This window comes from Variovorax sp. MHTC-1 (assembly GCF_003984645.1).
Classification (GTDB): Bacteria; Pseudomonadota; Gammaproteobacteria; order Burkholderiales; family Burkholderiaceae_C; genus Variovorax.
Genome location: NZ_RWKI01000007.1, coordinates 282,301 through 304,230 on the forward strand (window position 1 = coordinate 282,301; position 21,930 = coordinate 304,230).

Annotated in this window: 24 protein-coding genes; 11 read left to right on the forward strand and 13 right to left on the reverse strand. The window is 65.5% G+C overall.

Annotated elements, in window-relative coordinates; genetic code table 11:
- Window positions 1–5 precede the first annotated feature (5 nt).
- Complete coding sequence (locus tag EJI01_RS15000; RefSeq protein WP_126837939.1) at window positions 6–722, forward strand: hemerythrin domain-containing protein; 717 nt, start codon at window positions 6–8, stop codon at window positions 720–722.
- Here EJI01_RS15000 and EJI01_RS15005 read toward each other — a convergent pair.
- Window positions 719–2,071, reverse strand: coding sequence for a GAF domain-containing protein (locus EJI01_RS15005; RefSeq protein WP_126837940.1), 1,353 nt, complete (start codon window positions 2,069–2,071; stop codon window positions 719–721). The two genes, EJI01_RS15000 and EJI01_RS15005, sit on opposite strands and share 4 nt — an antisense overlap.
- Window positions 2,068–2,577 carry a pyridoxamine 5'-phosphate oxidase family protein gene (locus tag EJI01_RS15010; protein ID WP_126837941.1) on the reverse strand — a complete coding sequence of 170 codons (510 nt, stop codon included), beginning with the start codon at window positions 2,575–2,577 and terminating at the stop codon, window positions 2,068–2,070. Before EJI01_RS15010 ends, EJI01_RS15005 begins: the two co-directional genes overlap by 4 nt.
- 93 nt (window positions 2,578–2,670) lie before the next feature.
- On the opposite strand from EJI01_RS15010, the gene EJI01_RS15015 reads away from it, so the two are divergent.
- The gene (locus EJI01_RS15015) at window positions 2,671–3,651 is read left to right on the forward strand and encodes a Bug family tripartite tricarboxylate transporter substrate binding protein (RefSeq protein WP_126837942.1); all 981 of its coding nucleotides are present in this window, start codon (window positions 2,671–2,673) and stop codon (window positions 3,649–3,651) included.
- Between the two features lie 277 nt (window positions 3,652–3,928).
- On the opposite strand, the gene EJI01_RS15020 is transcribed toward EJI01_RS15015, so the two are convergent.
- Window positions 3,929–4,804 (reverse strand): CoA transferase, encoded by an 876-nt coding sequence (locus EJI01_RS15020; protein ID WP_126837943.1) that lies wholly within the window; start codon window positions 4,802–4,804, stop codon window positions 3,929–3,931.
- 102 nt (window positions 4,805–4,906) lie between these two features.
- On the opposite strand from EJI01_RS15020, the gene EJI01_RS15025 reads away from it, so the two are divergent.
- Window positions 4,907–5,809, forward strand: coding sequence for an SDR family oxidoreductase (locus EJI01_RS15025; protein ID WP_126837944.1), 903 nt, complete (start codon window positions 4,907–4,909; stop codon window positions 5,807–5,809).
- 166 nt (window positions 5,810–5,975) lie between these two features.
- Here EJI01_RS15025 and EJI01_RS15030 read toward each other — a convergent pair whose 3' ends face one another.
- Window positions 5,976–6,368: a DUF488 domain-containing protein gene (locus tag EJI01_RS15030; protein WP_126837945.1), complete on the reverse strand. Its 393-nt coding sequence runs from the start codon at window positions 6,366–6,368 to the stop codon at window positions 5,976–5,978.
- A 100-nt stretch (window positions 6,369–6,468) separates the two neighbouring features.
- Between EJI01_RS15030 and EJI01_RS15035 the strand changes: the two genes are divergently transcribed.
- Window positions 6,469–7,293, forward strand: coding sequence for a crotonase/enoyl-CoA hydratase family protein (locus EJI01_RS15035; RefSeq protein WP_126837946.1), 825 nt, complete (start codon window positions 6,469–6,471; stop codon window positions 7,291–7,293).
- Window positions 7,294–7,302: 9 nt separating this feature from the next.
- On the opposite strand, the gene EJI01_RS15040 is transcribed toward EJI01_RS15035, so the two are convergent.
- Genes EJI01_RS15040 through EJI01_RS15055 form a run of 4 tightly spaced genes read right to left on the reverse strand, consistent with a single transcriptional unit; the run spans window position 7,303 to window position 9,752 of the window.
- Window positions 7,303–7,971 (reverse strand): nitroreductase, encoded by a 669-nt coding sequence (locus EJI01_RS15040; RefSeq protein ID WP_126837947.1) that lies wholly within the window; start codon window positions 7,969–7,971, stop codon window positions 7,303–7,305.
- Window positions 7,972–8,017: 46 nt separating this feature from the next.
- Window positions 8,018–8,359 carry an antibiotic biosynthesis monooxygenase family protein gene (locus EJI01_RS15045; protein WP_126837948.1) on the reverse strand — a complete coding sequence of 114 codons (342 nt, stop codon included), beginning with the start codon at window positions 8,357–8,359 and terminating at the stop codon, window positions 8,018–8,020.
- Complete coding sequence (locus EJI01_RS15050) at window positions 8,356–8,844, reverse strand: hypothetical protein (RefSeq protein ID WP_126837949.1); 489 nt, start codon at window positions 8,842–8,844, stop codon at window positions 8,356–8,358. The genes EJI01_RS15045 and EJI01_RS15050 overlap by 4 nt, the downstream gene beginning before the upstream one ends.
- Window positions 8,835–9,752 carry an alpha/beta fold hydrolase gene (locus EJI01_RS15055; RefSeq protein WP_126837950.1) on the reverse strand — a complete coding sequence of 306 codons (918 nt, stop codon included), beginning with the start codon at window positions 9,750–9,752 and terminating at the stop codon, window positions 8,835–8,837. The genes EJI01_RS15050 and EJI01_RS15055 overlap by 10 nt, the downstream gene beginning before the upstream one ends.
- Before the next feature lie 149 nt (window positions 9,753–9,901).
- On the opposite strand from EJI01_RS15055, the gene EJI01_RS15060 reads away from it, so the two are divergent.
- The 3 genes from EJI01_RS15060 (at window position 9,902) to EJI01_RS15070 (ending at window position 11,228) form a co-directional block, all read left to right on the forward strand.
- The gene (locus EJI01_RS15060; protein WP_126837951.1) at window positions 9,902–10,126 is read left to right on the forward strand and encodes a hypothetical protein; all 225 of its coding nucleotides are present in this window, start codon (window positions 9,902–9,904) and stop codon (window positions 10,124–10,126) included.
- 338 nt (window positions 10,127–10,464) lie between these two features.
- Entirely contained in the window at window positions 10,465–10,722 is a 258-nt protein-coding gene (locus EJI01_RS15065) for a hypothetical protein (RefSeq protein ID WP_126837952.1), read from the forward strand.
- Between the two features lie 128 nt (window positions 10,723–10,850).
- The gene (locus EJI01_RS15070; RefSeq protein WP_126837953.1) at window positions 10,851–11,228 is read left to right on the forward strand and encodes a hypothetical protein; all 378 of its coding nucleotides are present in this window, start codon (window positions 10,851–10,853) and stop codon (window positions 11,226–11,228) included.
- Between the two features lie 808 nt (window positions 11,229–12,036).
- Here EJI01_RS15070 and EJI01_RS15075 read toward each other — a convergent pair.
- On the reverse strand, window positions 12,037–12,267 hold the full coding sequence (locus tag EJI01_RS15075; protein WP_126837954.1) for a hypothetical protein: 231 nt from the start codon (window positions 12,265–12,267) through the stop codon (window positions 12,037–12,039).
- 325 nt (window positions 12,268–12,592) lie between these two features.
- Here EJI01_RS15075 and EJI01_RS15080 point away from each other — a divergent pair, with 325 nt between their 5' ends.
- From EJI01_RS15080 to EJI01_RS15095, 4 genes are read left to right on the forward strand one after another with little or no spacing between them, the layout of a single operon-like run.
- A complete protein-coding gene (locus EJI01_RS15080) occupies window positions 12,593–14,614 on the forward strand; it encodes a C1 family peptidase (RefSeq protein ID WP_260602462.1) in 2,022 nt (673 codons plus the stop codon).
- Between the two features lie 57 nt (window positions 14,615–14,671).
- On the forward strand, window positions 14,672–16,435 hold the full coding sequence (locus EJI01_RS15085) for a glycosyltransferase family 4 protein (protein ID WP_185878928.1): 1,764 nt from the start codon (window positions 14,672–14,674) through the stop codon (window positions 16,433–16,435).
- Window positions 16,436–16,453: 18 nt separating this feature from the next.
- Window positions 16,454–17,221 carry a hypothetical protein gene (locus EJI01_RS15090; protein ID WP_126837957.1) on the forward strand — a complete coding sequence of 256 codons (768 nt, stop codon included), beginning with the start codon at window positions 16,454–16,456 and terminating at the stop codon, window positions 17,219–17,221.
- Window positions 17,222–17,257: 36 nt separating this feature from the next.
- Complete coding sequence (locus EJI01_RS15095) at window positions 17,258–18,304, forward strand: glycosyltransferase family 4 protein (protein WP_126837958.1); 1,047 nt, start codon at window positions 17,258–17,260, stop codon at window positions 18,302–18,304.
- 66 nt (window positions 18,305–18,370) lie between these two features.
- Here the strand turns inward: EJI01_RS15095 and EJI01_RS15100 are convergent, their stop codons facing one another.
- The 4 genes from EJI01_RS15100 to EJI01_RS15115 all read right to left on the reverse strand — a co-directional run bounded on the left by EJI01_RS15100 (window position 18,371) and on the right by EJI01_RS15115 (window position 21,202).
- On the reverse strand, window positions 18,371–18,766 hold the full coding sequence (locus tag EJI01_RS15100; RefSeq protein ID WP_126837959.1) for a hypothetical protein: 396 nt from the start codon (window positions 18,764–18,766) through the stop codon (window positions 18,371–18,373).
- Between the two features lie 159 nt (window positions 18,767–18,925).
- Window positions 18,926–19,399 carry a DUF2269 family protein gene (locus EJI01_RS15105; RefSeq protein ID WP_126837960.1) on the reverse strand — a complete coding sequence of 158 codons (474 nt, stop codon included), beginning with the start codon at window positions 19,397–19,399 and terminating at the stop codon, window positions 18,926–18,928.
- A 16-nt stretch (window positions 19,400–19,415) separates the two neighbouring features.
- Window positions 19,416–20,738, reverse strand: coding sequence for an SDR family oxidoreductase (locus EJI01_RS15110; protein ID WP_126837961.1), 1,323 nt, complete (start codon window positions 20,736–20,738; stop codon window positions 19,416–19,418).
- Window positions 20,735–21,202, reverse strand: coding sequence for a hypothetical protein (locus EJI01_RS15115; protein WP_126837981.1), 468 nt, complete (start codon window positions 21,200–21,202; stop codon window positions 20,735–20,737). Before EJI01_RS15115 ends, EJI01_RS15110 begins: the two co-directional genes overlap by 4 nt.
- Window positions 21,203–21,930 lie beyond the last annotated feature (728 nt).

Sequence of the window (21,930 nt, forward strand, 5' to 3'; positions counted from 1 at the left end):
ACCCCATGAACATCGAACCGCGTGAAATGCGCCAGCTCGCCGAGGCGGCAGCACCCCGTGTGGATCTCTACGCCGGCATTCACAAGGCGCTGCGTGCGCTGATGGCCGACACCCTGCTGGCCGTCGGGCGCATGGACTGCGACGACGCGCCCGAACTGGCCGAAGTCACGCAGCGCGTGATGCAGCTGCTCGACTTCTGCCGTTCGCACCTGCGGCACGAGAACGAGTTCGTGCATGCGGCGATGGAGGCGCGCGCGCCGGGCGCGAGCGGCCAGATCGCCCACGAGCACGCGCAGCACGAGGAAGAGATTGCCGCGCTGGCAGCGCAAACCACTGCGCTCCTGAACTGCGAGGCCGCGGCGCGCGCGGCCGATGCGCTCGCGCTGTACCGCGCGCTCTCGCTCTTCATCGCCCACAACTTCGAACACATGCACGTCGAGGAAACCGCGCACAACGCGGTGCTTTGGGCGCGCTACACCGACGCCGAGCTGACGGACATCCACAACCGGCTGGTGGCATCGATCCCGCCCGAAGAGATGATGTTCGCGCTGCGCTGGCTGGTGCCTTTCATGAACCCGGCCGAGCGTGCCGGCATGCTGGCCGACATGCGCGCCCAGGCGCCGGCGCCGGCCTTCGCGGCGGCGCTGGAGGTGGTGCGCCCGCATCTGGGCGAACGCGAGTGGGCCAAGCTGGCCGCCAGCCTGGGCCTGCCGGCGGCCTAGGCGCAGATCTCTTCGAGTGCGATCGGCCGGTCCACGTGCAGGCGAAAACGCCCGCGTCCCGTCTTCTCGATGCGGATGTGCGGACAGTTCTCGACCAGTCGTCGCTGCAGCAGCACGAGGCGCGCCTCGAGGTTGTCCGACAGGTCCGGCAGCCGCAGGGCAGGGTCGAGGCGCAGCTCGCGGTTGGTGAACTCGCAGCGACCCTGCTGCGTGTGCTCGCGCAGCAGCTTGCCCAGGATCGCGCCGGCCACGCCCTTGATCAGATAGCGGTCGCCGATGAAGACGCTGTTGTTGACGAGGTAGTGCCGCACCGCGAGCGGGCTGCCGCCGGCCGAGGGCGCAGCCGCGGCCATGGGCTCCTCGGGCGCCGCTGGCTCGGCCGCGGTCTGCAGCAGATCCAGCGCCGCGCCGAGATGGCCCGCGATCGCGACCAGCGCATCTTCGTCCTCGAAGCCGAAGCGCATGTCCAGCGGGCTCTCGACGAACAGCACGCCGAGCAGCCGCCCGGTCGAGAGGATGGGCACGGCCAGCTGGCTGTGCGGCTCGGCCAGGCCGGGGAAGGGGATCTCGGTGTCCAGCGCGAGGCCGGGCTCGCTTTCGCGCATGCTGCTGCGCACCGCATGGCTGTAGGCGGCCGCATTCGTCATGTGGCTGATGCGCACCGGCGTGCGTTCGCGCGCGGCCACACCGATGACGCCGTGGCCGATCTCGATCTCGGAGCCGACGCCGGAGGTCGAATAGCCGCAGGTCGCCACCGCGTAGAGGCGCTGCGCCGCCGCGTCGAGCATCAGCACCATCGCGTGCCGGATGCCCAGGTGGTCGTTGAGAGTGGCCAGCACGGCCTGCAGGAGCTCGTCGGTCGCGCCGCAGGCGGCCATGCGTTCGGCCGCGCGCCGCACGCCGGCGAGCAGTCCCGGGCGCGGCGGCGCCGGCAGGCTCGCGCCTTCCAGGCGCTCGATGGCCTCGACCTCGTAGACGTCGGAGCCGAGCAGGCGGAACACGCCGGCCATGCCCGAGTGCGAGGCGATGCCCGCGAGCTGCGCCTTCATGCCCTCGAACAACGGCCCCTCGGTTTCGGTGCGCAGATAGCGCATCTGGAGCCGGTAGAAGCCGGCGGTGACCGGATCCATCACCAGCACGTTGCCGTGCGGATTGGCCAGGATGTTCCGGCGCGTCTTGTTGAAGAACTGGAAGGACAGCGCGACATGGCGCTCGTCCACGTAGTAGACCTGCGAGATGAAGGCCACGTTGGGCGTGCCGTCCTCGGCGCAGGTCGCCACCATGGCCGGGATGGCGCCCTCGAAGCAGGCGCGGATCTCCGGCAGCGAAGGCGCGGCGGCTGCGTTCATGGTGCGCCGGACCGAGCGGGCAGCGCGCTGCCTGCGCGCGGGCCCGGCGTCTGATCGTAGGCCTCGTCGGGGCGGAAGCTCACGGCCACCGCATCGCCGAGCTCACAGGCGAGCATCGCGCGCACGAAGACCGCGTCGAAGCCGACGCAGGCGACTTCGTATTCCATCGAGGTCAGGTAGCTGCGCAGCAGGGGCAGGTCGCTCTCCTCGGCCGCGCGAAGCCGCACCGCCTTGGCCTTGACCTGCACCGTGCGGTTGCTGAGCGGCTCGCTGAACACCACCGCCACATGGCCGGTGGCGGCCAGGTCTTGCAGCAGCTGGCGCGATTGGGTGCGCGCGAGGTACACGGTGATCTCCGCGCCATCGGCCGAGATGCTGCTGCCGACGGCGCGCATCAGGCTCGGCCGAAGCGCAGCGTTGCGCGAAGCCACGATGGCGGACACGCCCTTGTCGATCATCGCGATGTGCTCGGGGCTCAGCAGCAGCGGTGCAGGTTCGGCGGTCATGAAGGAGTGGAGCGGGAAGAGGAAGATTGTGGTTCAAAGCGGAGCTTCGCCGCACGATTTGCGTGCGGGCATCGCTTTTGCTTGGAAAGCGCCATGACCATCACCACCCGCCCCACGCGCCGCGGCGCGCTCCAACTGCTGGCCGCCGGTACCGCCTCGCTGGCGCTGCCGGCCTTCGCCCAGTGGCCCGACAAGCCGATCAAGATCATCGTGACCTTCCCGCCCGGCGGGTCGAGCGACATCCTGGCGCGCGTGATAGCCGAGCAGCTCGGCAAGAAGCTGGGCCAGCCCGTCGTGGTGGACAACAAGCCCGGCGCCGGCGGCACCATCGGCGGCACGCTGGTGGCCGCGGCGCCGAGCGACGGGTACACCTTCATGCTCTCGAACACGACGCCGATCGCGCTCGGGCCCTTCACGCTGGAGAAGCAGCCCTACGATCCGCTGCAGGCCTTCACGCACGTCGCCTACCTGGGCTCGGCGCCGCTGGTGATCATGGCGAGCAAGCCCTCGGGCATCGCGAGCTATGCTGGGCTCGACGCGCGGGCGCGCAAGGTGGGGCGGCTGGACTTCGGCTCGGGCGGTCCCGGATCGATCGGCCATATTTACGGCGAGCTGATTCGCAAGACCACCGGCGCCAACCTGGTGCACGTGCCCTACCGCGGCGGCGCGCCCATGACCACCGACCTGATCGCCGACGTGATCCCGGTCGGCATCGACGTCATCACCGCCTACGTGCCTTTCTTCAAGAGCGGCCAGCTGGTGCCGCTGGCGGTGACGGGCACGTCGCGCTCGCCGCTGATGCCCGAGGTGCCGACGGTGGCGGAGCTCGGCCAGCCCAAGCTCGTGCTCGAGAACTTCTTCGGACTCAGCGGTCCGGCGAAGCTGCCGGCGGACATGGTCGCCAGGCTCAACGGCGCCTGCAACGAGGTGCTGGTGATGCCCGAGGTGCAGAAGAAGCTGATCGAGCTGGGCATCGTCGGCAAGCCCGAGAGCACGGCCCGCTTCGAGAGCTTCGTGAAGGAGCAGGTCGGCGTGCTCGGCCCGGCGGTCAAGGGCGCGGGCATCAAGCTCTGAAGCTGCGGCTCTAGGGCCTGTTAACGCTATTTGCGGGGATCGCGTTGCCCAGCCAAGGGCTGGATGCAAGGCGCCCGCGCGCAGCAAGGCTTGCGCCTTGCAAGCGCGGGCAACGCCGCAGACGGCCCCTTGGCTGGGCAACCCGAAGGGAAGGCCTGCCAGGGCGCGCCACTCTGCGTTGCGCTCCTTGTGCGTGCCGACGCACGCACGGCGTCGCGCGCCTTGATTGGCCCGCCCTGGCAGGCCTTCGCGACCCCGCAATTAGCGTTAACAGGCCCTAGTCGGCCAGCGTGAGCAGCGGCACGTCGCGCTCGCTGGCCATCGCCTCCAGTTCGGCGCGCGTGCGCGTGCGCAACCAGGCCGCAAGGGCTTCGCGGGTGGCGGGCGACATCATGTCGCGCGATGCCACGCCGGCCGCTTCGCAGAGACGCGCGGCGAAGTGCGGCTCCAGCGCAGCCACCGCCACGCGGCCGTCGGCACAAGGGTAGACGCGGTAGCCCGCATGGGCGCCGCCGACCGCGCCCGTGGGCCGAGTGAGGCCCCAGGTGCGCGGCAGTGCGAGCCAGTCGGCCGCGGCATTGAGTGCGACTTCGAGGTACACGCCCGTCCCCGGCGCTGCGCGGGTGTGGAGCATGGCCTGCAGCACCGCCTCGCTCGCGAGCACGGCACCGCCCATGTCGGCATAGAGCGTGGGCGGCAGCTCGGTGCCGGTGACGAGGCCGCTTTCGGCCACGTAGGTGAGGTCGTGGCCCGGCTCCTCGGCGCGCACGCCGGGCGCGCCGACGATCGCCACCTGGGAGAGCGCCGGATGGCGCGTATGCAGCGCTTCCCAGCCGAGTCCCAGCTTGTCGAGGGCCGAAGGGCGAAACGAAGTCAGCAGCACGTCGGTTTCTTCCAGCGCGCGATGCAACTGTTCTTGGCCGGCCTCCGTCTTGAGGTCGGCGGTCCGGACGTCGACGTCCTCGTGCAGCGCGGCGTAGGCGGCCTGGTTGTAGTGGCCCATCGGGTCGCCCGCCGGCGGCTCGAACTTCACGCAGCTGGCGCCCATGGCGCGGCAGCGCAGCAGCGCGGCGGGGCCGGGCAGATTGAGCGCGAGGCTCAGCACGCGCACGCGGGCGAGCGGTGCGAAGGCAGGGGCAGGGGAAGTCGGCATGGGGGATGTCCTCGGCGGTGTCACCTTGGGAGCTTACCGGCTCGGGCCTGCCGCTCTACGATGCGGCTTGCACAGCCCTCAACCCCAGACAAGGAGACCCACATGTACCAATCCGATCTCATGGCCGGACGGCGCATTCTCGTGACCGGCGGCGGCACCGGCCTCGGCCGCGCGATGGCCGAACGCTTCCTGGGCCTGGGCGCCGACGTCGCGATCTGCGGCCGGCGCCAGGCGGTTGTCGAAGAGACAGCGGCCGAATGGCGCACGCAGTTCCCGGGACGGCGCATCGATGCCTTCGGCGTCGATATCCGCAACGCGCAGAGCGTGGAGGAGATGGTCGAGGCGCTCTGGCAATCGGGCGGGCTGACCGGGCTCGTCAACAACGCGGCTGGCAACTTCGTCGCGCCGACCGAGAGCCTGTCGCCGCGCGCCTTCGACGCGGTGGCCAACATCGTGTTTCACGGCAGCTTCTACGTCACGCAGGCCATCGGCAAGCGCTGGATCGCCGAGGCCAAGGCGGGGCAGTGGAAGGCGGGCGACCCGTACCGCAGCGTGATGAGCATCATCGTGACCTGGGTCGACAACGGCAGTCCCTACGTGGTGCCCTCGGCGATGAGCAAGGCCGGGGTGGAAGTGATGACCAAGTCGCTCGCGGTCGAATGGGCGCGCCACGGCGTGCGGCTCAATGCCGTCGGGCCTGGCGAGATCCCCACCGAGGGCATGAGCAAGCGCCTGAATCCGGGTGAGGAGCCCGGTGCGCGCAGCAAGGCCAGCAACCCGATGGCGCGCACCGGGATGATGAGCGAGCTGCAGAACCTCGCCGCCTTCCTGATGGCGCCGGGGCAGTGCGACTGGCTCACCGGCCAGAGCATCATGATGGACGGCGGCAATGCGCTGGCGACCGGCGGCAACTTCTACGAGCTGCGGCAGTGGAGCGATGCCGACTGGCAGGAGGCGCGCGAGCGCATCGAGGCGCAGAACCAAAAAGACAAGGCGCAGAGGTAAGGCCCCCCGGCTTTTCACTCCGCTTCGCTGCGTGTAACTCCACCCCCGAGGGACTGAGGGCCGCGGCTCCAAGGCTGCCTGCGCAGCCTTGGACGGGCTGAAGGGCTGTCGCCTCTGGCGACAGCACTGGGCGCGGCCGCCTTGGGGCGGCCCGGCGGCGGCCGCCTTAGGTTTTCATGATCTTGGCCCCGCGCTCGGCCAGCAGTTCGCGCAAGAACGAACGGTGGCAATGCGCTTCGTCTTCGCAATAGCAGCCGATAGAGAACGCGCTCTGGTGCGACAGCGCTGCCAGCAGGTCGAGGCTGCGGCTGGCGTCTGGCTCGGCCATCTCGCTCTTGAACTTGCGGCCGAAGGCGGCCCATTGCGCGGGGGTTTCGGCGGCCTGCGCCATCTTCATGGTCTCGACCGCGGGCGCAAGATTCGGGTACCAGACGTCGTACCAGTTCTGCGACGCGAACTCGCTCTTCGGCACGCCGCGCGGCGGGCGGCGCACCGTGCCGATGCGCAGGCCCTCGCCGGGTGCGCGTTCGGAGCCGAGGCGAACAATGCGGATGGCCATGGCATTTCTCTCCTGGATGGACTGTACTGTTGGCTGCGTGACAGCATCGATCATCGCTTCACGCGGATACTTGCGTCGACCCCGAACCTGGAGACATCCAATGCACGACCGCATCGAATCGATCCGCCACGCCGACGGCGTGGTCGAACTGCACCTCGCGCGCGCCGACAAGATGAACGCACTCGACCCCGCGATGTTCGATGCGCTCATCGATGCCGGCACGCGGCTGCGTGACGATACGCGCGTGCGCGCGGTGATCCTTGCGGGCCGCGGCAAGGCTTTCTGCGCCGGGCTCGACATGCAGTCCTTCGAGCGAATGGGGCAGGGCGGCGCGAGCGGCGTCATCGGATCGGGGGCCGCCGCGGACCTGCTCGTGCGTACGCACGGCATCGCCAATGCCGCGCAGCAGGTGGCGATGGTCTGGCGCGAAGTGCCGGTACCGGTGATCGCCGCGGTGCACGGCGTTGCCTTCGGCGGCGGGCTCCAGGTCGCTCTGGGTGCCGACCTGCGGCTCGTCGCACCGGACACCAGGCTGTCCGTGATGGAGATCAAGTGGGGCCTGGTGCCCGACATGGGCGGCATGGTGCTGATGCGCGAGCTGGCGCGGACCGACGTGGTGCGCGAGCTCACCTTCACCGGCCGCATCTTCTCGGGCGAGGAGGCCGTGGCGCTCGGCTTCGCGACGCGGGTGTCGGCCGATCCGCTGGCCGATGCCTTGCAGATGGCGCACGAGATCGCGCAGAAGAGTCCCGATGCGATCCGCGCCGGCAAGCGGCTCCTGAACGCGGCGATGGCGCACAGCGCCGCCGACCTGCTGCTGGCCGAATCGGTCGAGCAGAAAGCGCTCGTCGGCAGCGCCAATCAGACCGAGGCCGTGCGCGCCAACATCGAGCGGCGCGCCCCGCGCTTCGTGCCGGAGCCCTGAACGCTTTCGTCAGAGGCCGTGGAAGCGCAGCCACTCGGCGGCGGGCGCACGGTCGCTGACCAGCGTGTTCACCGGATGCTCGGGATCGCGGTGGCCGATGGCCATGCCGCAGAACAGCATGCGTTCGGGCGGCAGTCGCAGCACGCTGCCCACCGTGTCCGGGTAGATCGCCCAGCACTCCTGGGGACAGCTGTCGAGCCCTTCGCCGCGCAGCAGCAGCATCACGGTCTGCAGGTACATGCCGAGGTCCGACCATTGCGGCGGACCCATCGAGCGGTCGACCGAGCAGAACAGCGCGAGCGGCGCGCCGAAGAAGTCGTAGTTGTTGGCGAACCAGCGCCGCCGCGCCGCCTTGTCCTCGCGCGGGATGCCTAGGCGCGCGTACATCGCCTCGCCGACCTGGAAGCGCCGCTCGCGCCAGGGCGAGCGCAGCTCCTTGGGGTAGATGTCGTAGGCGGCGGGCTCGCTTTCGCCGGCCGCGAGCCGTGCCTGCATGCGCAGCCTGAGCTCGGCCAGCGCCGCTCCCGCGAGCACGTCGACGTGCCAGGGCTGCAGGTTGCCGCCGGAGGGCGCGCGTGCGGCTGCCGTCAGCACGCGGCGGATCGCCTCGCCGTCGACCGGCGTCGGCAGGAAAGCCCGGATGGAATGGCGGCTCGCAACAGCCTCTTGAACGTGCATGGATTGGCCCGCAGAAAGTTGGGCCGAGCCTACACGCTCGGTGGCGTCAGCGCTTGCCGGAGCCCGCGAGGATCTGCAGCACCTGCACTTCGCGCGGCAGCTCGATCAGGAATTCCGCATCGCGCTCGAGATGATGGATGCGCCGCGGGTCCTTGCCCGCGAAGCGCGACATCGCTTCCACGCTTTCCCAGTAGGAGATCGTGACGAACTCGCTCTCCGTCTCGCGGTCTTCGCGCAAGAGCTGCACGCCCAGGGCTTTTTCTTCGAGCGGGCGGATGCCCTCTTCGTAGACGTAGCGCGCATACGCGTCGGCCTTGTCGCGCGTGGTTCGGCCGCGCCAGATGCGGGCGATGGTGGGCTGGCCCGCGCGAGCGGCGTCGGTGCTCATGACATGGTCCTTTCTGTGGGGGAGATCGGCGTTTCGACGACGACCGAGAACGCGAGCGCGCCGAGCGCCACGGCCTGCAGCACGGCGCGCGCGGCATGCGTGTATTCCCATTGGATGCGCAGCGCCGTCCAGTTCTCGGGCAGCGTGGCGAGCGTCGATGCCGCGACCGTGGCGTTGACCGGGGCCAACCAGATCCAGAACGCGGCATGCGCGAGCAGCATCGACAGCGCGGCCAGCAGCGTCCACCCGAAGGCCGGATGGCGCTGGCGCACCAGCAGCACGAGCACCACGGTCGTGAAGACGGCGGCGGCCTCGAACGCGCCGCCCACGGTGCCGAAGGCGCCGTACAGCGTCTGGGAGATCGTCAGCCACAGCGGTCCCTCGTAGCGCAGCTTGGCGGGCATTTCCAGAAGGTGTGCGAGCGCGGGCGCCAGGCTCAGCGCAACGAACATGAGAGTCAGCCAGCGCCAGGTTCTCAGGAACATGATTCGCTCTTCGAGTGGGTTCGTCCGAGGAAATCGCGCGCGAGCGCAACGATCTCGGCGAGATGGGTTTCCAGCGCCCAATGTCCGCCGTCGAGCAGGTGGAGTTCGGCATCCGGCAGGTCCCTGAGGTAGGCCCGCGCTGCGCCTTCGGGCATGTAGCCGTCCTGAGGGCCCCACACGATCAGCGTCGGCGGACGATGTTCGCGCAGGTAGGCCTGGTACTTCGGGAACCACGCCAGGTTTTCCTGAAGGCCTTCCATGAGGCCGACCATGATCTCCTGCCGCTGCGGCGTCATCAGCGACCATGACAGCTTCCAGAGATCGGGGGGCATGCGCTCGACCAGCCGCTTGTCGATCTCGCCGATGAACTCGTCGCGAAAGCCTCCCTCGCTGACCGCATCGGCCAGCTTGGCGCGGGCTTGCAGCGTCGGATGGGCCCAGTAGTCCTTGAGGCCCTGGTACTTGGGCCCGAGCTCGTCCTCGTAGATGTCGCCGTTCTGGATGATCAGGGCGGCCACCCGCTCGGGCGCGCGGATGGCAAGGCGCAAGCCGATCTGCGAACCGTAGTCGTGCAGGTAGAGCGCATAGCGCTCGAGCTTCAGCGCGGTCGCGAAGCGATCGAGGAATTCGGCGTACGCGTCGAAGGTGTAGCCGAAGCGCGCCGGTGCCGGCGTGTCGCTGTAGCCAAAACCCGGAAAGTCCGGCGCGACAAGCCGCCAGCGGTCGGCCAGCGCAGGCATGAAGTTTCGAAACTGATAGGAAGAGCAGGGATAGCCATGCGGGAGCAGGATCACGGGCGCATCCTCGGATCCTGCTTCGCGGTAGAAGGTGCGGACGCCGTCGATCTCGACGTATCGGTGCCGGAGCGCCAGATGGCGGGCGGGCTTGTCGCGGAGAGCTGCATTCATGGCATTCGGGGCTGGCGAATCGGCGCCCACCTTGCAGGCCTTCGCGGTGGGCCGGCAGTCAGGCATGGGCGCGCGTTGCCTGAGGTCTTGGCCTACATGGCCTACAAGCCTGTCGCAGACCTGACGCCGCGGCCCGGCATACTCGCCGGGTGCCTATCACCCTGCTTCATCGTTTGGCAGAACAGGATCTGCCGGTCGCCGTCAATCAAGGATCGGACGTCGATGCCGTGCGCGTGCTGAGCCTCGCGGGCCACGTCAAGGCGACCATCCCCAAACCCGTGCGGACCTTGGACGGCTACGACCAGCCGCCGGCCACCGTCATGGCCATCACCTCGCTGGGACTCAGCATGATCAAGCGCTTTCCGCGCCGCTAGCGGCCCGCTCGCTGCCTTGCACGCGTATCGGGCGGCGCAGCTTGAATCAGCTTGCCGGAGCAGAATGCAGCCAAGACCCAACTGTCGGGTCTGTCGTTCGGAGGCGTCATGTTCAAGGTCGCGAGCGCAGTACTTCTATGCGTCCTGGCCGGCTGCTCAAGCACCGCGCCTCCAGGCTATTCGGTATGCTCGACGCAGCCAGGTACCCACGCCTGTCAGATCGAGCAGTACCAACGTGTCAACCACTGAGATCATTCCCGATGGCGCGCGAGGACTTCGGCGAGAACCCGTGGCCGACATGCGCGACCCCGCCTGAACACAGAAGCAGCGAGCACGCCATGGCCACCGCAAAGTCGATCGACACCGGCGACTACAAACTCTTTCCTTCGCCCAGGAATGTGCATCGCGTCGTCTTCGAGCACCAGGTCTTCGTGCCGTATCCGTACGCGCTGATCGTGTTGGACGAGTTCCACTTCAAGGGCCGCTACAGCCTCTTCTCCGCCTGCCGACTCAGCGACGGCAAGATGGGGCAGGTGGCGACGTTCGAGTTGGCATCGGACGTCGACATCTTCAACAAGAAGTTCACGCCGGATTGAGCCGGCGCTTCGGCGGCGCGGTTTCGGTCATGGTCCAGTCGGTCTCGCTGCTGACGTCTCCCCCAAAGGTCGGATGGCAGCCAGCTTCGTAAGCGCTAACGTGAAGCCCCAGACTCTGATCGGACTTTGTGGAAAGCGTCATCAAGGTATTGACGGGCAAGTCGCTTGAAACCATCCTCAGCGAGGGCGGCAGTGGCCCCTGGAAATTGAACCAGGACCGTGCGTCGGCCTGTCCCTATGTTGTTGCAGTTCGAAACCTGAACGGCGCCGGGGACCAGAGCGGTGTCGGCCACCGCACGGCATTCATGATCGGCAAGATCTCCGAGATTCTTGAATCGGGCGACCGGCACGTCATTATGTTCGGCGAGTACGCGACCTTGGCCATCCCAAACGCATGGGAAGGAAGCCGCAACCCGGTCGCATACACGAATCTCGAGAAGCTCAAGATCGACCCCACCACCCTGGACTGGAGGAAGTTGCCTGGATCCCGAGGCTCTACTGCCTGAGCTACGCCGCTGCATGCGATCTTGAGGAATCGGATCCATGCGAGGTCCGGTCAGATCATGGGCCCGACTGCGGCATTTCATTGAGACACGCGGGTGAACCGCGGCGAAGACGCCGAAGTGTCCACGGCCAAGCAGGCCCCAGCTTGACGAGCCAAGCCACTGCCAGCCTCCACGCTACAGGAAAGTCCGCAATCTTTTGCTAGCGGGCCTTTGCTTTGCTTGGTGTTTGGCAATCGCGTGAGAGCAGACCCAGCGGCCCGCCGAGAGCGTAGGCGTTTAGTCATGCCCGGCGAACGATCAAGACGGTCGTTCTGTCCTCCTCAAATAGGGACTCAACGCTCATGCATACGGTTGCCTGCACGCCTACATTCGGACTCACCATTCGAATTGACCAAGCGGGACTCTCGATGAAAAGCAACTTAGGACTTATGTCTGCGATGTTTTGTCTTGGGATCGGACGTGATCCGATTCCGCGGTGCGTTGGAATCTCATTCGTGCAGGCCGGAGTTCTACCGATGACCCCCAGCGCAGAGTTCAGAACTTCCATTGCGTGGCGCGCAGCGTTTAGGGAAGAGTGGTTCCGTCTAACCGAGGGCCGCGCTGATCCGGGCGACCTCGAAGTTTGGGCAATCGAACTCTACCCAACGCATTGGCGGCGCCATCCAGCAGAGGTTGCACGCGAGGAGTGGCGCGGGTCAACGGAACAGGCATGAGGTCGATGATCAACTTCCATCATCCCTGACCAAACGAGCTCTTCGTTTTGCGGACGTTGCGACGCCGCACAGGCCATCCGGGTCCGACGCTGCCGCTACTGCATCTCAATATTCGCCGCCTTCATCAGCCTCACGTTCAACGCGATCTCGGCCTGCAGGCTCTGCGCAAGCTCCGGCATGGGCTCGCGCCGAACTGACTTGAGGAGCAGTTCTCCTTTTAAACAGGAGCCGATCGCAGCAAGATGAGTCCTCCGGAGCTCAAGGCGCGTCACATCAACGACGGATGCTGCGAAGGCTTCGGCTGTCGCCGTCGCGGCGAGCGCCATGCGCGGCTGCGAGAACTGAGCCAGTGCACAGACGAGGGCAAGTGCGAGGGAAGTGCGGCATGGCACTCACTGCAGGACGGGGAGACGGCGGGTTTCATCGTACGCATTCTCCCGACATCGTTCACGCTTGCGACCACCAGTCGTCAGTGTTTGAGCCCAGTTCTATGTCCAACGTCGTAGATACAAAGGAAACATAAAGTGCTCAACTCGCTGGCCATGGGGGATCGGTGGCCGAGAAAAGCCAAGAACTTCAGCAAGATCGTTTTCTCCGAAAGACGAATCGGCCCAATGTTCGCAGGGGAATTCCATGGCTCGAGAGACCCGCATGTCGACGAGATCGAAACCCATCCATGTCAAGACTCTGACGGCATCCCCTGGAGGAAAGAAAAAGCCAGCCAAGCGATCCAAGCCGAAAAGTCGGCAGCAGGAGAAGGCGGCCGAACCTGCCACGGTGGCTGCCAAGCCAAAAGGACCGCGGTTCCTGCGCGTCGCGAAGCCGGATGCCTTCGACGATCGTGACCGGCCATTTCGTCCCAATGTCTCGGTCACGCCGAAGACGGTTTACTACCCGGGGCTCGAGCAGCTCACCATCAAGCACCAGGGGAACACCAACGCTTGCACCGGGTTCGCGCTCTCTTCGGTGGTCGAGTACCTGCTGCGCAAGTCCGACCGAGAACCTTTGGCAGATATCTCTCCCTTCATGCTGTATTCGATGGCACGTCGATACGATGAGTTTCCCGGCTCAACGGAGGACAGCGGTTCAAGCCTGCGAGGCGCACTAAAGGGCTGGTTCAAGCATGGCGCATGCGCCCAAAGACTCTTTGCTGGCATCGAGATGCCCGCGGCGACGGGTTCGCTGGAGGAGGATTGGTGGCTCAATGCGGTCAAACGCCCGCTGGGTGCCTATTTCCGAATCGACACGCGCAGCATCACCGACATGCACGCAGCAATCAATGAAGTCGGCATCCTCTACGCGAGCGCCGGGTGCCATCCCGGCTGGGACGAAGGCCACGAGGTTGCGGCGACGGACGAGAGGGGAATCTGGATCATCCCCGCACGAGGGGAAGGAGTACTGCATCCCGGACATGCCTTCTCGATCGTCGGCTATACCGAACTCGGATTCCTTGTTCAGAATTCTTGGGGCGAGCAGTGGGGAACGCGCGGCATCGCCGTGCTTACCTACGACGATTGGCTTCGCAATGCCATGGACTGCTGGGTGGTTCAGCTTGGCGTGGTCACGCGCGAGCATGAGGCGATCTCGCAGAGCATCAGCCTTCGTACGGACCCCAAGGGAAAGGTTGCGCTAGCCGCCGGAAAGGTGCTGCGCAACCGCGAGATCGCACCATTCATCGTCAACATGGGAAACAACGGCCTCCTCAGCAATAGCGGGGCCTTCCGAACCACTCCGGATGATGTGCGCGCCATCGTCGATGTACACCTGGCGGAAGCACGAAGAAAATGGGGGCTCGAGGGACAGCCTCTGGATGTCTGCGTGTACATGCACGGTGGGCTCGTTGACGAGGAGAATGCCGCCGAGGCTGCGGCCCAATGGATCCCTTTGCTTTACGAGAATCGAATCTTTCCGGTCTTCTTGATGTGGGAGACCGATTTCATCACTACGGTAATGAACGTTCTCGCCGATGCGGTGAAGAACGTGCCTCGCACGACAGGAGGCCTTGGCGAAAAACTGGAACGTTGGTGGAATCAGCGCCTCGAGCGTTGGCTGGCGAGACCAGGAACCGTTATTTGGAGCGAGATGAAGCAGAACGCCGTGGCGATGAGCGAACCTCGTCCGAATGTTCCAGGCGACAAGCAAGCCGGCGCCGTCCTCTTGTATCAGCACTTCAAGAATCACGTCGAGAGTAAGGATGTGCGGCTGCACCTCGTCGGGCATTCAGCTGGGTCGATTGTCGCGAGCTACTTCGTCGATCAATTGGTCCGCGCCGGCGGTGAAGTCGAGTCGGTGAGCCTCATGGCGCCGGCCGTGACAGTTGCGACATTCGAGAAGCTTGTTCAGCCGCATCTTGAGAACGGTCGAATCAGGCGGTATCAGCAGTTCCACCTTTCAGAGCAGGCAGAACAGGACGACCCCACTTGCGCACCCTATCGTCGTTCGCTCCTCTATCTCGTCAGCGAGTCGTTCGAGGGGGGCACCACCACGCCGCTGCTCGGGATGCACAAGTTCTTTCAGAAGCTCGATCTTCCGATCACCAGGTTGCACATTTCACCGGCTGCCGCCAACCCTCAGCGTCCCGATGAGCCGCCGGTGGCGAGTAGCACGCACGGAGGCTTCGACAATGACAGGGGCACACAAAGAGAGGTTGTCGCCTTCATCAAGCCGCAGTGACGACCTGAGGAAATGTGGACCGGCGGTGTGGGCTGACGCTTTCGACATAGGTTTCCAATGGCAAGAATCTTGTGGATGTCGGATTCGCCGAGGCTTGCAACAGGCTTCGGCCTGGTAACAGGCGAAGTATGCAAGCGCCTCGCAGGCCTCGGGCATGAGATTCTTGTGCTTGGCTGGTGGTCGAGCGAACCAGCTGAGTACTTCGGTCTCGATATCCGGCCTTGTCCTGTCCATCCGAAGCGGGCGGCCGCCGCGGTTGTTCGGCACGCGAGCCAGTTCAGGCCTCACTACTTGATCACCCTTGGCGACATCCCTTGGCTCGGCTATTTGGCCGCTGCCGATGTCCGTAGGGCATTGTCCCAGCTTGGCACTAAGTGGTGCATCTACTACCCTGTCGACGGCACGCTTCCGGATGGGGGCTTGCCCGCAAATTGGGTAAGCATATTGTCAGAGGCCGATCTTGCGGTCACGATGAGTGAATTCGGTACTGCCGCCACCACCGCGTGCGGCATCGACGCGACTTTCATACCGCACGGATGCGATACGGAGCTGTTTCGTCCACCGCGAGACAAAGAAGCCGCAAAGCGGCGGTTCGGCTATGAGGGAAAGTTCGTCATCTTGTCGGACATGCGCAACCATAGACGAAAGATGATCCCAAGGGCTCTCGACATCGTCCGGCGCCTCCAAGTTCCTCCTGACAAGCTCGTGTTCCATCTTCACACCGGCTCTCAAGGACGGGAGGATGCAGATTCGTACAGCTACAACGTACGTGCGGACATCGAGCTTCTCGGACTCGGCTTTGTGACCGGTGTCCACGACAACGATGATCCTGCTGGCTTCGGCATGGCGGAACTTGTGAGCCTCTACTCGGCCGCTGACGTGCATTTGTTGACCTCTTTCGGGGAAGGTTTCGGGCTTCCCACACTGCAGGCCGCCAGTTCGGGCGTCGTGCCGATTGCAGCAGCCAACTCGGCCAGCACGGAGCTGGCGGGCAGCCACGGCTACGCGATCCCCTGCGACACACGGACAACAGACGAGTTCGGCCTGGTCAGGAAGTTCATTGATCGGCGCCGTGCCGCGTCGGTTCTGCAGGCGCTCTACGAAGATCCGCGTCTGCTCGATGCGCGCGCCTTGGCGGCGCGCAGATTCGCGCTCGACTTCAGTTGGGATCATGTGGTCCGCAAATGGGATTCGCTTCTGCGCGAAGAGGAGAAAACGCCGCTGTCCGAGGCATCTGGGCATCGGGCGGGTCGCGCACCAGCCGGTGCTTCCCGTCAGCGTATTCGCGGACTGAACGGCGCGCGGCGCGGGAAACAGGCGCCACCGCGACCTACCGGCCACGACGCTTCCGTACTGCCGGTTCCCCGCATCGGGGTACCGGTTCGATTGGAACTGAAGCGCAAGGCAACCCGTGGCGCTTCGATCCCGTTGGTGTTGGCCGAGGCCTCATGCGCGCACCAGGTGCGCGACCTCGAAGCGATCTTTCCGGGAACGCTTGTTCTCAACATCGATGGTGCCTCCCTTCCTGCACGTGATCAACTTCAAGAGCTGATTGACATGGCAACGTTGATCGTCGACCCGGAGGGACGACTTCCGCAGATCGATCTGCTGTGCGCGACGCGCGGCGCGAGCTATCTTGGAAACAGCGCAATTTGGCCTCCGGTGGAGGAAGGATCCTTGCTCCTGAAGGCGAGATCTCTCCTGACCGACTACGCTCTTTCGGAGAAGAGGGCGCGCATCGCGAGACAGCGTGTGCGTCACGCGGTCCCGGCAGCTTTCGATCAGGCCACTAAGACAGTTGCAAAGTCGGCAACCGAATAACGCCGAGGAGAGACGCGCATGGAGACGATCATCAACGAAGCGAAGACCTTGATCGGTAGCCTAGGAACGTACGCACGCCTGATTGTGGTTGGCGTATGGTTCCCCGGCTTCTTACTATTCTGTGAGGTCGGGTCCCTGTACTTTCGGTTCTTTGGTCCCGTAGACGAGGGCCTGCTTTCATATATAGCTGAGAGGATCAAGGATTTCGATTCTGCTGTCATGTCCGGCCTGCTTGGCGTGCTCGTCCTCGCGATATCGATCGCCACGGGCTACGTCTCAAGGGACCTGGCCTTCGCTATTAGCGATCTTTGGCTGCGGAAAGGGTGGAGGCCGACACGGAAGCTGTCGGTGATCTATGCGGATATTCGCCGCGTACACGGAGACAGCAAGGTCGACGACGTCGCCGCGAACTATCCGGTTTTCAGACTTGCAACCAGTGGGGTAGGCCCGGCCCCGCTGCCCAGGTTGCCCGACAGCTATGTCCGGGAGTTCTGCAAGCAGTGGCTGAGGCTGAGAGCGCCGAGCCTGAATACGGAAGGCTTAGAGATCGAGATCAACATGGTCATAGGCCTGGTGATGCCGGTCGCATTGGCTGCAGCTGTATTTCTAGGGTTCGTCAGCGGATGGCTATGCTTCGTACTCGCCGGTGCAAGCATTGCCGCGGCCACATTCATGATGTATCGAATAGTTTGGGCGCGCACTATTGAGACTGAGCAAGCCATGACGAACTTTCTGTTCGCACACTGGGAAGGGCTGGCTACAGCGTCCGCTGCAACTCCAAGTTGAAATCCAAGGCATGGGGCAAACGCAGATGAGGAAGAGATGCGCATCGCGCAAGTCGCTCCGTTGATCGAGGCTGTTCCGCCGAAGTTCTACGGCGGAACAGAGCGCGTCGTCTCCTATCTCACCGAAGAGCTCGTTCGACTTGGTCACGATGTCACTCTGTTCGCGAGCGGCGATTCGGTCTCGGCGGCGCGACTCGTTCCTGCGTGTCCAGACGCCTTGCGGCTCGACGTTACCGTTCGCGACACCATTGCCCCGCATGCGCTCATGCTGGAGCACGTGTTCAGGCGCGTCGAAGAATTCGACGTGCTTCATTTTCATCTGGACTACCGCCCGTTCTCTCTCTTCTGCCGCCAGCCGACGCCATTCCTCAACACCCTGCATGGTCGACTGGATCTGCCAGAGGTCTGGCCCGTTTACCGGGCTCACCCAGCGGCGCCGCTGGTGTCGGTCTCCGACGCGCAGCGCCGCAATATGCCATGGGCCAACTGGGTCGCCACGGTGCACCACGGGCTTCCCAGCAACCTTCTTACGCCTTGCGCAGTCACGCCGACGTATCTTGCGTTCCTCGGCCGCATCTCGCCGGAGAAACGGGTGGATCGCGCGATCGAGATCGCTGGCAAGTGCGGGCTCCCACTCAAGATCGCTGCCAAGGTGGACGCGGTGGATCGAGAGTACTTTAAGGAACGGGTCCTTCCGCTGTTGACGCTTCCCCATGTCGAGTACATCGGCGAAATCAGCGATGCGGAGAAGCCTTTGTTCCTGTCCGGCGCCCTTGGACTTCTGCTGCCGGGCGACTGGCCAGAGCCGTTCGGGCTGGTCATGATCGAGGCGATGGCATGCGGCACGCCGGTGATTGCCTTCGACCACGGAGCGGTAACAGAGGTCATCGAGCACGGACTGACCGGCTATGTCGTCCACGATATTCGCGAGGCGGTAAGCGCGGCACACCGTCTCGCGCAACTATCGCGCCCTATCGTGAGGCGATGTTTCGAAGATCGATTCACTGTACGCCGAATGGCCGAATCGTACTTGACCACCTATGCTCACCTCGCATCAAGCGAATGCCGAATGATGCTCCGCTGATGCTCGGGCTGGATCTCCTTGAGAGTCTTCCCGCCTCCACCGCCTCTTTGAGGCAGAGTGACCACGTTATCCGCGGTCGCCGGCGGAACGATCCGTTTTTTCCGCGGCCACCTCGCCGCGCTGGACGACCGCGAGGATGTCCTTGGCCTTCATGTTCAGGTTCAGCCCGCCTTCTGTGTCCTTGAGCCGGACGCGCGCGATGCGGTCGCGCACGCGCGGCATGCGGGCCAAGCTGTTGTCGTTCCAGTTCTGAATGGTCCCGAGGATGGCCAAGATGAAACCGCCTAGCTTTTTCGTAGCGTCTTCGCCTTCTTCGAAGTGGTCCCATCGCTCGCCGTATCCCTCGCGGTAGTTCGAGAACAGGCAGACCTCGTCCGCGGGCGTGCTTCGCTCCTTGATGACCGGCTCGAGCTTGATGCCGAAAGTGGGCCACCGCAGGACCAGGCCATCGAACCGGTGCATCGGGAAGCATCAGCAGGTGCAGAGCGGATTCACGCGTGCCCGAGGTCGTCTCTATGGATGACCTTCGGTGCAGCGCCCAATCGAAGACGCCGGCGGCCAGCCACAAGGGCAGCACCGCGAACATCAGAAGCAGGCGCTCGGGCATGCGGTGGCCCGGCCTCACGCGAGCCCGGCCGGCTTCGCAACCATGAGCCAGAACAGGGCGAGAAAAAGGAAGAAGGCCGGCACGCCGAGGACCACCCACCATTTGAAGAACATCCAGTAGCGTGCAGGCAGCGCCTGGCCCCTGCTCGCCGCTTCCGAGGCGAGATCGCGCAATCGGATCTGCAGCCAGACCACCGGCAGCCAGCAAAGAATCGCAAGCACATAGAAGAAGATCGACATCTTGACCCAGGGCGTCTGGAGCGGCAGTCCGGCCAGATGCATCAGCCAGAAGCCGGTCAGCGGCTGCAGCACGGCGCTGGTTGCTGTGAAGAGCCAATCGGCGCGCACCACCATCCGCGCCACGACGGCGACCGCCCGTACGTCGCGCGACAAGGTGGTGGCGAGAAGATAGAAGGCCGAGCCGACGCCGGTGCCGAAGAGCACGGTCGATGAAATCACGTGCAGCCATTTGACGATCAGGTATTCCATGGCACCTGCCCGAATCTCAGCGGCGGGTGGGCCGGCGCCCGGAGTCCAGCGCCCAGAGCAGCAGAATTGCTGCGCACATGGGCAGGTTCTTGGACAAGGGCCCGAAGGGGTGTAGCCAGAACTCCGGCATCGCAATGCTGATGGCCGCCGTGTAGAAGGCGATCAGTGCGAGCTGCAGCGGCCACAGCCAGCGCGCGCGGCCGCGCGCGGCCACCAGCAGCGTGGCGATCCCGAGCGCCAGATCGAAGACGGCTGCACCGACCAGCGCAAGCTGCGCCCAGCCGCCCTCGATGCCGACACGCGCCAGCAGCTCCAGGCTCTGGTCGCGCGGATAAAGGCCGATGGAGACGACGAAGGTCCAGATCCAGACGAAGGCGATCGCAAGCCGCAGCGCCGGCAGCATCCATGCGAGCCACGATGCGCGGCGCAGCGCTTCGGCCTGCGCCGGCGCGATGAAGTGCTCGGGTGCGCGCGGCGGCCGCCCGAGCAAGGCGGCAAATTCGTCCGCCGGCGCCACATTGCCGGCCAGCAGCATGCGCGCGGTGTCGTGGTCGAGAAAGCTCCGGCGCCAGCGGCCGGCGAGCTGCGCCGCCGAGAGGAAGATGCCTTCCGGCAGCGGGACCACGAACTGCCGGCGGCCGTGCGCGAGCTGCATGCGCAGCTCGCGCAGGTAATCGCGAAAGCTCAAGGGATGCGGGCCAACGAAGGCCAGCGTGCGGGTGCCGGCGGGTTGCCGCTCCACCAGTGTCGCCACGCCGCACACCAAGTCGTCGATGTGCACGGGCTGCAAGGCCTGCCGGCCGCCGCGGGGAAGCGCCAGCACCGGCAGCACGGCGAGCGCCGCGAAGAGCCGGGCGCTCGCGCCTTCGCCGCCCCAGACGAGCGAGGGCTGCACGATGGCCGAGGCCAGCGGAAGGCGTCTGAGATGGGCATCCGCAGCTGCCTTGCTGCGGTGGTATGCGGTGACGGCTTCCTCGTTGGCGCCGAGCGCGGAGATCTGCACGACGAAGGCCACCCCGGATGCCGCGCAGGCATCGAACATCCGCGCGGGCCCCTCGTGGTGCACGGCCGCGAAGGCGCCTGGACGGCTTTCGCGCAGCAGGCCGACCGCGTTGATCACCACGTCGCCTGGCAGCAGATGGGCAGACCAGAACGCAGCCGGCGGCGCGGTATCGAAATCGACGCCGAGCCATCGCGTTTGCGACTGCGGCCAGCGCGCGCCGCGTGCGGCCGCAGCGGGATCGCGCGCAGTGCACAGCAGATCGAGGCCGCGGCGCGCGAACTCGGCGGCGAGCGCGCTCCCGAGAAAGCCGCCGGCGCCTGCGATCACGATTCTCACGGCGAATTGCGTCTGTTGGCCGCCAGGCATCCTGCCGCCAGTCCGATGGCGAAGGCGCCATACACCAGCGCCATGGCGCCGGTGGACAGGCGGTGCTCGAAGCCGGGCGTGAGCCGCTTCGGCGTCACCGTGTAGTCGACCGTGCAGGCGACCGCCGCGGCGACAGTGGCGCCGGCCACGGCCTTCGGCACCGTCTGCGCATCGCGGCGATTGCCGTGCAGCCACGCATAGAGCACGGCCCAGAAGGTGGAAGTGAGGTGGTGGATCACATAGCCGACCAGCGTATGACGCAGCGTCGGCCGGTCGACCACGAAGGCTTCGCCGCGCCAGAGCCAATGGCTGATCGCGTTGGTCGGAGCGACGATGCTGCCGTTCTCTCGCCGTCCGGCCACGGCCAGCGCGAGGGTGGACACCACGCTGGCCAATGCGCCTGCGATCAGACCGGTACGCAGAGCGGCGCGCAATCTCGCAGCCGCTGTCCGCTCGGCCTGTCCAACTTCAGCGGCCGCCTGCGACCTGACCTGAACCGTGGAGACCGACACTGGATCACTGGCGGGAAAAGATTCCTCCACGCCGTGGTCCAGCGCGTCCTCGCTAGGCTGCGGCGCGGCTGAGGCGGGCGCGGTTTCGGGCGGCCGGTCATGGTTCTCTGCGGTGGGAAAAGGAAAGGGGGTAGAAGAATGCTGGACCATGGCGAGACTCCTTTTTCTTCAGCATGGCAGGCCATGCATCGCAATGAACCCGTGCGCCCGGCGCCCGGTTGTAGGAGGGAGTCCACCGAACGCCTCGGCGCAAAGCTATCGTCGGTGCGCACAGGGGTCCTTCAGTTCGTGAGCGTGATCCACACCGGCGCGTGGTCGCTCGGCTTCACACGGCCACGGTGCTCAAGCTCGACACCGGTGGCAACTAGACGAGGCAGGAGCGACGGGCTGAGCAACAGGAAGTCCATGCGGAACCCTGCTGCGCCTGAAGGCCGCGTCGTCGACCCAGGTATAGATCCGCTCGGTGGGATGCAGCTGCCGGGTGGCATCGAATCGAGCCCTGCGCCGGAAGTCGTTCGTAGGCGACGCGCGTCTGCGGTTGCAGCACCGCATCGAATCGCCCGGGCCACCAGTTGTAGATATCGGCATTGGTCGGGACGGGACCCGGACCTTCGGCATGATCGCCCGGAAGGCAGTTCAGGGCCCCCAAG